Source organism: Macrococcoides caseolyticum (assembly GCF_002902665.1).
GTDB classification, from domain to species: domain Bacteria; phylum Bacillota; class Bacilli; order Staphylococcales; family Staphylococcaceae; genus Macrococcoides; species Macrococcoides caseolyticum.
Window position 1 is genome coordinate 1 of record NZ_PPRM01000069.1, and the last position, 9,759, is coordinate 9,759.

The 9,759-nt window shown below is 36.2% G+C and carries 9 protein-coding genes, 1 tRNA gene and 1 other RNA gene; 10 read left to right on the forward strand and 1 reads right to left on the reverse strand.

Annotated elements, in window-relative coordinates; genetic code table 11:
• Nucleotides 1-92: 92 nt before the first annotated feature.
• Nucleotides 93-272 carry a hypothetical protein gene (locus tag CD152_RS09730; RefSeq protein ID WP_086043593.1) on the reverse strand — a complete coding sequence of 60 codons (180 nt, stop codon included), beginning with the start codon at nt 270-272 and terminating at the stop codon, nt 93-95.
• Nucleotides 273-666: 394 nt separating this feature from the next.
• On the opposite strand from CD152_RS09730, the gene CD152_RS09735 reads away from it, so the two are divergent.
• The 10 genes from CD152_RS09735 to CD152_RS09780 all read left to right on the forward strand — a co-directional run bounded on the left by CD152_RS09735 (nt 667) and on the right by CD152_RS09780 (nt 9,461).
• Nucleotides 667-1,035: a nuclear transport factor 2 family protein gene (locus CD152_RS09735; RefSeq protein ID WP_101042031.1), complete on the forward strand. Its 369-nt coding sequence runs from the start codon at nt 667-669 to the stop codon at nt 1,033-1,035.
• A 63-nt stretch (nt 1,036-1,098) separates the two neighbouring features.
• Nucleotides 1,099-1,191 (forward strand) — tRNA-Ser (locus CD152_RS09740).
• Between the two features lie 162 nt (nt 1,192-1,353).
• Nucleotides 1,354-2,826, forward strand: a complete 1,473-nt coding sequence (gene treP / locus CD152_RS09745; protein WP_103214715.1) for a PTS system trehalose-specific EIIBC component — start codon at nt 1,354-1,356, stop codon at nt 2,824-2,826.
• Between the two features lie 82 nt (nt 2,827-2,908).
• Complete coding sequence (treC, locus tag CD152_RS09750) at nt 2,909-4,546, forward strand: alpha,alpha-phosphotrehalase (protein WP_101141224.1); 1,638 nt, start codon at nt 2,909-2,911, stop codon at nt 4,544-4,546.
• 40 nt (nt 4,547-4,586) lie between these two features.
• The gene (treR, locus tag CD152_RS09755; protein ID WP_307776688.1) at nt 4,587-5,324 is read left to right on the forward strand and encodes a trehalose operon repressor; all 738 of its coding nucleotides are present in this window, start codon (nt 4,587-4,589) and stop codon (nt 5,322-5,324) included.
• 51 nt (nt 5,325-5,375) lie between these two features.
• Nucleotides 5,376-5,641: signal recognition particle sRNA large type (gene ffs / locus CD152_RS09760), an RNA gene on the forward strand.
• Nucleotides 5,642-5,797: 156 nt separating this feature from the next.
• The gene (gene dnaX, locus CD152_RS09765; RefSeq protein ID WP_101044939.1) at nt 5,798-7,438 is read left to right on the forward strand and encodes a DNA polymerase III subunit gamma/tau; all 1,641 of its coding nucleotides are present in this window, start codon (nt 5,798-5,800) and stop codon (nt 7,436-7,438) included.
• Nucleotides 7,439-7,454: 16 nt separating this feature from the next.
• On the forward strand, nt 7,455-7,775 hold the full coding sequence (locus CD152_RS09770; protein WP_015912433.1) for a YbaB/EbfC family nucleoid-associated protein: 321 nt from the start codon (nt 7,455-7,457) through the stop codon (nt 7,773-7,775).
• 1 nt (nt 7,776) lies between these two features.
• Nucleotides 7,777-8,373, forward strand: a complete 597-nt coding sequence (gene recR, locus CD152_RS09775) for a recombination mediator RecR (protein ID WP_101141228.1) — start codon at nt 7,777-7,779, stop codon at nt 8,371-8,373.
• A gap of 236 nt (nt 8,374-8,609) precedes the next feature.
• The gene (locus CD152_RS09780; protein ID WP_103214716.1) at nt 8,610-9,461 is read left to right on the forward strand and encodes a patatin-like phospholipase family protein; all 852 of its coding nucleotides are present in this window, start codon (nt 8,610-8,612) and stop codon (nt 9,459-9,461) included.
• Nucleotides 9,462-9,759: the final 298 nt, after the last annotated feature.

The window sequence follows — 9,759 nt, forward strand, 5'->3', positions numbered from 1 at the left end:
CTTTAGGATTATCCATAAACATCCTCCATTTTTCGAATTTTTTGATAATATAAATTTATATAATTTTCAAGAAAAATACTATGATATCTCTTCTATTTCATAAAATACATGATAAACAAATAAGCGATTGTAAAAAATAGCGCATTTGTCACGGCAAATTTAAAATTAAAGCGATATTCATTCTTTGAGAAGCGATTGATTAACCAAGCTGTCACATAACTTGCTGTGATACAGATAATGAAGATCATGAGTCCGAATAATAATATTTCCATTTGGCACCTCCTGTTTTCTTTATTATAACAAAAGATGGGATATAGTTTATTTCATGTGAAACGTTTCTTTTCTTAATGATTCTAGACTGACATGTCTTTGTATAAAAGATAAATATAAGTCATTTTAATGAATTATTAAGATTTATTTAAGAATTTACGTAGTTTCATTTTTAATGTGAAGGGTATTAAAGTATTACAGTCAACAATTACTGCAGTGAGTAAAAGTAGTTTCAGCTAATCGTTATATTAATTAGATGAATGATTATAATAGGCATATATCTTGTGCTGAAGCAGTAACAGAGGTTGCTGCCGATATTAAGTCAGAAGAATAATATGGGGGCCATAATTGGCCTCTTTATTTATAATATTTTTTATATTGTATAGGAGCGATGCTATGCCGATGACAGAAAAGAAGTTACATGAGATTTATAGCACTTTAGTCGATAGTATGATTGAAAAGGATACGCATGCAATCGATAGGATTATGATGGATGGTAGTTATCTTACACATATTACCGGGTATAAGCAGAAGAAGTGTGAGTGGCTTAAAGCTATTGAAGAAGAAACGATGAAATATTATAGTGTTCGTGAAGAGTTCCTGGAAATCGTTTATAGAGAAAAAACGGCACGTGTTATTGTGCGTATTTTAGTGGATGCAAGAACTGATGGCTATCGCAATGTTTGGCCATTAGAACTGACATTATTTTTAGTGAAATTCGGAAAAGAATGGATGATTAGTAATATAGAGATTAAAATGTATTAAAATATTGATCGTGAATTATTGACAGCATCCTTGATATATTATATTATTGATATTGTCTTATTTGGAGGAATACCCAAGTCCGGCTGAAGGGATCGGTCTTGAAAACCGACAGGGGCTTAACGGCTCGCGGGGGTTCGAATCCCTCTTCCTCCGCCATTATTTTGATAATTAAACTTTTATATATTGAAGACCTTAACATTATGTTAAGGTCTTTTTTGATGCAGGATTTTGTATAATTGAAAACCCTTTCATAAAACCTTTACATACTTGTATAGACAGAGTACAATGTTAGCATATTAAGAAAAGGGGATGGAACATATGGCAGTCAACAGACAAGATGTAAGAGATATTATAAAAGCCATTGGTGGAAAAGAAAACGTTAATGCCGCAACGCATTGTGTTACGAGATTAAGATTGGTGTTAGATGATGATGATAAAGTAGATAAGACAGCTCTAGATAAAATTAGTTTAGTTAAAGGATCATTCGCGGCAAATAACCAGTTCCAAATTGTTATCGGCCCAGGTACTGTAGACGAGGCATATAAAGTATTTGTAGATGAGACGGGTGTCGGTGAGAGTTCGAAAGAAGAAGTTAAAACAGCAGCAGCAGAGAAGATGAGTCCGATTCAAAAGTTGATAAAAACATTAGGTGACGTATTTATCCCGTTACTTCCTGCAATCGTAACAGCGGGCCTATTACTTGGTTTATCAAATTTATTATTAGAAGCTGGTGCAATTTACAAAGGGAAAGCTGTAGTTGATGTATACCCGCAAATAAAAGGTATTGCAGAAATCATCAAGTTGATAGCTGTAACTCCATTCCACTTCTTACCTGCGTTAATTGGTTGGAGTGCGATGCGTGTGTTTGGAGGTAGTCCGATTCTTGGATTAGTACTAGGTCTAGTGTTAGTTAACCCTGGACTTGCTTCACAGTATGGATTAGCAGATGCGAAAACAGGTAAACTCATTGAAATACCAACTTGGGATGTATTTGGATTGAAAGTTCAACAATTAAACTATGCAGCCCAAGTATTACCCATCTTAATTGCAACGTGGTGTTTAGCACAAGTTGAGCGTTTCTTAAATAAACGTGCACATGATTCAATTAAGATGTTAGTCGTAGGACCTGTTGCATTATTGTTAGTAGGTTTCTTATCATTTGTCATCATTGGGCCAGTTGCATTCTGGTTAGGTAACCAAATCACTGGCGCAATTCAGTTTATCTTTGAACAAGCTGGATGGTTAGGTGGATTAATTTATGGGTTAGTTTATGCCCCGCTTGTTATTACAGGGTTGCATCACATGTTCTTAGCGGTGGACTTCCAGCTGATGAGTTCTAAATTAGATGGAACATATTTATGGCCAATCTTAGCAATTTCTAATATTTCTCAAGGATCTGCAGCGTTTGCGGCGTGGTTCTTATATAAACGTAAGAAGATGGTTAAAGAACAAGGCTTAGCATTTACTTCAGGTATCTCTGGATGGTTAGGTGTAACAGAGCCTGCAATGTTTGGTGTAAACATCCCACTGAAATATCCATTTATTGCCGCAGTAATAACTACGGGTATTGTTGGTGCATTATTTGGTTCTCAGCAACTATTGGGTAAAGTCGGTGTTGGTGGAGTGCCAGGCATTATGAGTATCAATAGCGGGTTTAAAGGCACTTTCTTAATCGGTATGCTTATCGCTATGGTATTGCCGATGATTTTAACATTAGTATTCTCAAACTTTGCGAAGAAGAAGATGGGCGATGATATTGCAGAACCAATTGTTGCAGATAAAAAGTTATAGGAATTACGTTATACCGAACAACTTGTAAATACATGTTGTTCGGTATAAAATTATATAAATAATTTAAGTTAGGGGTAATACAATGGCGGTAACAGATTGGAGAAAGTCGGTTGTCTATCAGATTTATCCTAAATCATTTAACGACACAACAGGAGATGGACAAGGAGATATCAATGGAATTATCGAGAAACTGGATTATTTAAAGCATCTAGGTATTGATTATATATGGCTTACTCCGGTTTATCATTCCCCGATGAACGATAACGGTTACGATATTAGCGATTATTATGAGATTAATCCTGAATTTGGAACGAAGGAGGATTTCAGGCGCTTGTTAGATGAAGCCCATGCACGTGGTATCAAGATCATGTCTGATATTGTCATCAATCATACATCTACCCATCATAATTGGTTTGTAGAATCACGCAAATCTAAAGATAATCCTTACCGAGATTATTATATTTGGAAAGATGGGTCGAAAGACAACCCTCCAACAAACTGGGAATCCAAGTTCGGGGGTAATGCGTGGGAATACGATGCATTATCAGGGCAATATTACTTGCGACTGTTCGATGTGACACAGGCTGATTTAAACTGGGAGAATGAATCGCTACGTAAAGAAATTTACGATATGATTAATTACTGGATTGATTTTGGAATAGATGGCTTCAGGTTTGATGTTATTAATTTGATTTCAAAAGGGACGTTCAAAGATTCTGATAAGATAGGTAAAGAATTTTATACAGATGGCCCTCGAGTACATGAATTTCTGCATGAATTAAATCGCAATACGTTTGGTGATAAAGAAGGATTTATGACAGTAGGCGAAATGAGTTCCACGACGCTGGAGCATTGTATCAATTATACAAGGCCAGAACGTCAAGAATTGAGCAGTGTCTTTAATTTTCATCATTTAAAAGTTGATTATAAAAATGGTGAAAAATGGACGACGATGCCCTTTGATTTTGTAGAATTAAAAAGGATATTATTTCACTGGCAGACCGGGATTTCAAAAGGGAATGGATGGAATGCGATATTCTGGTGTAATCACGATCAGCCTCGTGTTGTAAGTCGTTTCGGTAGTGATAAGACGGAAGCAGAACGCGTGAAATCTGCAAAAATGCTGGCGATTGTTCTGCATTTGCTTCAAGGTACGCCTTATATCTACCAAGGAGAAGAGATTGGTATGACAAATCTCTATTTAAATAGTATAGAGGATTATCGTGATGTGGAGTCATTAAATGCTTATCAAATCATGAAAGCAGAAGGACGCTCAGAAAATGAGATTCTAAAGGTGCTTCAAGATAAATCAAGAGATAATTCAAGGTCTCCGGTACAATGGGATGATAGCATGCATGCAGGATTTACAACGAATGAGCCATGGATTAAGGTCGCAGATAATTACCAACAGATAAACGTTGAAAAAGCTTTAAAAGATGAAAATTCTATCTTCTATACTTACCAAAAACTGATAAAATTAAGACATGAACGAGATATAATAACTTACGGAGAAGTGAAACCGTTATTAGAAGAACATAAACAGTTATTTGTTTATGAGAGGATACTGGGTAATCAAGTTTTATTTGTTGTTGCAAACTTTAGTGAAGAACCTACAGAACTACCAGTATCATTTGATTTAGAAGGCGAAGTGCTAATAACAAATAACGATACTGTATCGCATAAAATAGAGCCATATCAAGCATTCGCCATTCTTCGATAATGCATTTCCTTAATCTGAAAACAATTTTTTAGATATAGAGGTGAAAGAATTGAACAGCAATAAGTACAGAAAGATTTATCAGGACTTAAGCGGAAAGATCATCAATGGCGAATATAAAGAAGGCGCGCAACTACCTTCCGAAAACTTGCTCGTAAAAAGTTATGGTGTATCAAGAGAAACAGTACGTAAAGCATTGAGTCTGCTTCAAACTAATGGTTATATACAAAAGTTAAAAGGAAAAGGCTCAATAGTTATTTATAATCAAGCAATGAACTTCCCTGTCTCTCAACTCATCAGCTTCGAAGAAATTAAGCATTCATTGAATATGGATTATAATACGGTTGTAGAATCTTTTGAAACTGTAAGAGCAGCAGATCATAAATCTGTTCAAGAAGCTTTGAATTTAGGCGATGATACGGAGTTGTATCGCGTAGTACGAAGTAGAAGAGAAAAAGACCGCGTTAATATTATTGATACTGATTATTTCATTAAATCGATGATGCCAGGATTGGATGAAGAGATAGCTCGACAATCAATTTATGATTATATTGAGAAACGATTAGGTCTGAGGATTTCGTATTCGAATAAAGCAATTACTTTTGAACCTATGACAGAAGATGATCTTGAATTGTTTAAAGAAACGATGCCACCGTATGCAGCAGTTGTTCGTTCGGTTGTACATTTAGAAGATGCATCTGTATTTCAGTACAATATCTCCAAACATAGAGCGAGTGAGTTCAAGTTTGTAGACTTCTCAAGACGCACGATTCGTAAATAGTATGACGAAATAGTTGCAATAACTATGAGAAATATAGTATTATTAACTTTGCCGTGCTAAGTGGGGAGGTAGCGGTTCCCTGTACTTACAATCCGCTTAGGTAAGACCTAATTCCTTTGCTGAGGGTAATGAGTTGTGAGGTCTGACCTGAACACGTAGTGTTGAGAGAGCGGTCCTAGTCAATATAAACCCACGAATCATGTCAGGTCCGGAAGGAAGCAGCATTAAGTGGTCATTTGTATGTGGCTAGGGCAGCCGTTCTTGAGCTGGCGATTCAGGTAACGCTTGTGCTTGTTATTCGAAGCGAAGGTGCACGGTTTTAATTAAAAATAATAGATTTATTATAGATAAAGTATCGGAACAATTGTTTCGGTGCTTTTTTAATATACTCAGACAATCGGCATGGTTTTTTATATGATGCTGATATTTTCAATGTTATAATTAATATTATTATATTTTTGGAGGGAACCCTTTTGAGCTATCAAGCGTTATACAGAGTGTTCAGATCTCAGTCGTTCGAAGAGGTTGTCGGACAAAAACATGTTACTACGACATTAAAGAATGCAATTCAAAAGAATAAGATTTCCCACGCCTATTTATTTAATGGCCCGAGAGGAACAGGCAAGACAAGTATCGCTAAGATATTTGCAAAGGCTATTAACTGTACCGTGAGTACAGATGGTGAGCCGTGTAATTCTTGTGATACGTGTGTCTCAATTACGAAAGGAACAAACTCAGATGTCATTGAGATTGATGCTGCGAGTAATAACGGTGTTGATGAAATTCGTAATATAAGAGATAAAGTAAAATATGCACCAGGTGAATCTACATATAAAGTCTACATTATCGATGAAGTTCATATGCTGACAACAGGTGCATTCAATGCATTATTGAAGACGTTAGAAGAACCACCTGCCCATGCTGTTTTTATTCTTGCTACAACGGAACCACATAAGATTCCTGCGACAATTATTTCGAGATGCCAACGTTTTGATTTTAAAGCAATTTCTGTTAATGATATTGCTGAACATCTTGCCTACGTCTGTCGAACAGAAGGGATTAAGTACGATGAAGGTGCCCTGAATTTTATTGCAACAACTGCTGAAGGTGGCATGCGGGATGCGCTGAGTATACTTGATCAGGCAATTGCATTTGGAACTGAGACATTGACTTTAGAACATGTCCATAGTGTCACAGGAAGTGTTGGACGTGAAGATTTCTTTGAACTTACGGATTATATAATTACGCATGACGTTAAAGAAGCGTTCAAACAATTTCATCGCTTATTATCTGAAGGGAAGGAAACAACGCGTTTAGTAAATGATTTAATTTATTTTTTAAGAGATATTATTATGGATTATGCAGCAGACAATAAAGGAGAAGAAAGTATCTATCAGCTTGATATAGGACTACTGTATGAAATGATAGATAAAATAAACGATACATTAGTATCTATGCGTTTTGCAGTAAATATGAATGTTCACTTTGAGGTGCTCATTGTTAAGCTGTCAGAACTTATTAAACGTAACCAAGGTGTTACACAAAGTGCTGTTCAAGTTGATACTTCGCACTTAGAAAAGCGTCTACAACAACTTGAAAAGCAAGTCGCAAGTGGCATTCAAAGCGCTCCCGTGCAAGCGTCCAGACCAAAAAAAGAACAAAAACGTTCAAAAAATGCATTTTCAATGCGTCAAATTGAAACGGTGCTGGATCATGCAAATCGACAAGATTTAAACTATTTGAAGCAAAATTGGCATACATTAATTCAGCATGTAGAGAATGAGGGTAAGAAAGCACTAGTAAGCCTTCTGAAAAATTCTGAGCCTGTTGCTGCGAGTAGTACGCACGTACTAATTAAATTTGAAGAAGAAATTCATTGTGATATGGTTAATAATGATGACGCAAAAAGGGAACAGATTGAGTCAATAGTATACACAATTATTGAAAAACAAGTTAAAATGGTAGGAGTGCCAGGTTCTCAGTGGCTGCAAGTCAGACATAATTATCTGGAGAATAAAAAGCAACCGAAGCAGGAAACACAGCCTTTGGAAGATGATATTGTTACTCAGGCAGAAAACCTGTTTGGCAAAGATGCACTTAACATTATAGATTAATTAGGAGGAATAAATTATGCGCGGTGGCGGAAATATGCAACAAATGATGAAACAAATGCAAAAAATGCAAAAGAAGATGGCTGAAGAGCAAGAGAAATTAAAAGAAGAAAGAATTGAAGGAACAGCTGGTGGCGGTATGGTTACTGTTGTCGTTTCAGGCCATAAAGAAGTGCTTGATGTAATCATCAAAGAAGAAGTAGTAGATCCAGAAGATATCGAAATGTTACAAGACTTAGTATTAGCTGCAACAAACGATGCCTTAACTAAAGCAGATGATGTTACAGCGCAACGTTTAGGACAACATACTAAAGGATTGAACATTCCGGGAATGATGTAATATGCATTATCCTGCACCAATTTCTAAATTAATTGATAGTTTTATGAAACTGCCCGGAATCGGCCCGAAAACAGCAAGTCGCTTAGCATTTCATGTATTAGATATGAAAGAAGACGATGTAGTAGGTTTTGCGAAGGCACTTGTAGATGTGAAGCGTGAATTAACGTATTGTTCAGTCTGCGGACATATTACGGATACAGATCCATGTTATATATGTGAAGACACGACGCGTGACCAATCTATGATATGTGTAGTAGAAGAAACTAAAGACGTTATCGCCATGGAGAAGATGCGAGAGTATAAAGGGCTGTATCATGTTCTGCACGGTGCGATTTCTCCGATGGAAGGCGTTGGACCTGAAGATATTAATGTCCCTTCATTGCTCACGAGATTACGTGATGAGCATATACAGGAATTAATATTAGCAACGAATCCAAATATTGAAGGTGAATCAACGGCAATGTATATTGCAAGACTCGTGAAACCGATTGGAATTAAAGTGACACGTCTAGCGCACGGTTTACCTGTAGGTGGAGATTTAGAGTATGCAGATGAAGTGACGTTATCCAAAGCAATAACAGGAAGAACGGAAATCTAGAGAAATCATGAACAAGCATCCTCAATCAATGATTGGGGATGCTTTTTCGAATAGTGCTTAAGTATCAGTGATAATAACCATGTTAGATATATCGTTAAACATCCCAGGACGGTACTACGAAGTAAAGATTGATGTATTTTCATTACATGACAAATATATTAAAAGATTATAGATACTACAATAAGTAATTTTGCATATGGGCTGTTATAATTAATAATTATAATGAGGTGAATAAAATGGCAACTGGATTAGTATTAGAAGGCGGCGGTATGAGAGGAATCTATACTGCAGGAGTCCTGGATTGTTTTTTAGAGCATGATATTCAATTTAATTATGTAATCGGTGTTTCAGCAGGCGGGAATATGGCAGCATCTTACCTTTCAAAGCAGAAAGGGAGAAATAAGAAAGTATCATTAGATTTTTTAGATGACAAACGTTACTTATCACTTTCTAACTATATAAAGAATAAAGAGATGTTTGGAATGGATTTTATCTTTGATGAAATACCAAGAGAATATGTACCGTTCAATATGGAAGAATTTCTTCGATATAAAGGAGAATACGTCATTGCATGCACGAACTGTGAAACCGGAGAAACGGAATATTTTAATAAAGCATATTTAAGAAAAGACTTAATGACGATTCTTCGAGCTTCAAGTTCTTTGCCGCTAATGGCGCCGATAGTAGAGTACGATGGTAAGAAACTATTAGATGGCGGAGTAACAGACCCGATACCTTTAAGAAAGGCGCAGCGTGATGGCATGATCAATAATGTTGTCGTACTCACTAGGCCGAAAGGATATGTAAAGCGTTCCAGCCGACTTTCTAGATACTTTAAAGTAAAGGGATATAAGAAAGTGGATGAAGCGATGCGGAAACGCCCGGCAATTTATAATGAAACGTTGCAATATATAGACAGTCAGGAAAAAAGCGGGCATGCAATAGTAATTCGTCCATCTAAAGATTTAAAGGTAGATCGTATGGAAAAGAATCGCGATAAGCTTTCAGCAATGTATGAATTAGGCTATCATGATGCTTTAGAACAGCTTCCGAAGATAAAAGGATGGCTTGATCCAAAAGAAAAGTAAAAACTTTTTAAAAAAAGTAGTGAAAGTGTAATTTTTATGCTTGTTATAGTGCTTGAAACCCTGTATAGTTATATCTTGTCCGGCAGAGATAATTCATACAGGACAAGCGCTTCGAAAGACAACGAAAAACTTTTTAAAAAAAGTTGTTGACTTTCGAAAAACAAGAGAGTATAATTAAATCTTGTGAGACGCAAAGAATAACACAGTGAACATTGAAAACTGAATGACAATATGTCAACGTTAATTCCAATAATTTGAGTGATTAAGTTCACTCCCAAGAGTGATTGCCTCAAGCAAT

What these genes read in the sequence shown, in the direction of transcription:
- CD152_RS09730 (WP_086043593.1), bottom strand. Translation starts at nt 272, where the DNA reads ATGGAAATATTATTATTCGGACTCATGATCTTCATTATCTGTATCACA.
- CD152_RS09735 (WP_101042031.1), top strand. Translation starts at nt 667, where the DNA reads ATGCCGATGACAGAAAAGAAGTTACATGAGATTTATAGCACTTTAGTC.
- treP (WP_103214715.1), top strand. Translation starts at nt 1,354, where the DNA reads ATGGCAGTCAACAGACAAGATGTAAGAGATATTATAAAAGCCATTGGT.
- treC (WP_101141224.1), top strand. Translation starts at nt 2,909, where the DNA reads ATGGCGGTAACAGATTGGAGAAAGTCGGTTGTCTATCAGATTTATCCT.
- CD152_RS09770 (WP_015912433.1), top strand. Translation starts at nt 7,455, where the DNA reads ATGCGCGGTGGCGGAAATATGCAACAAATGATGAAACAAATGCAAAAA.
- recR (WP_101141228.1), top strand. Translation starts at nt 7,777, where the DNA reads ATGCATTATCCTGCACCAATTTCTAAATTAATTGATAGTTTTATGAAA.
- CD152_RS09780 (WP_103214716.1), top strand. Translation starts at nt 8,610, where the DNA reads ATGGCAACTGGATTAGTATTAGAAGGCGGCGGTATGAGAGGAATCTAT.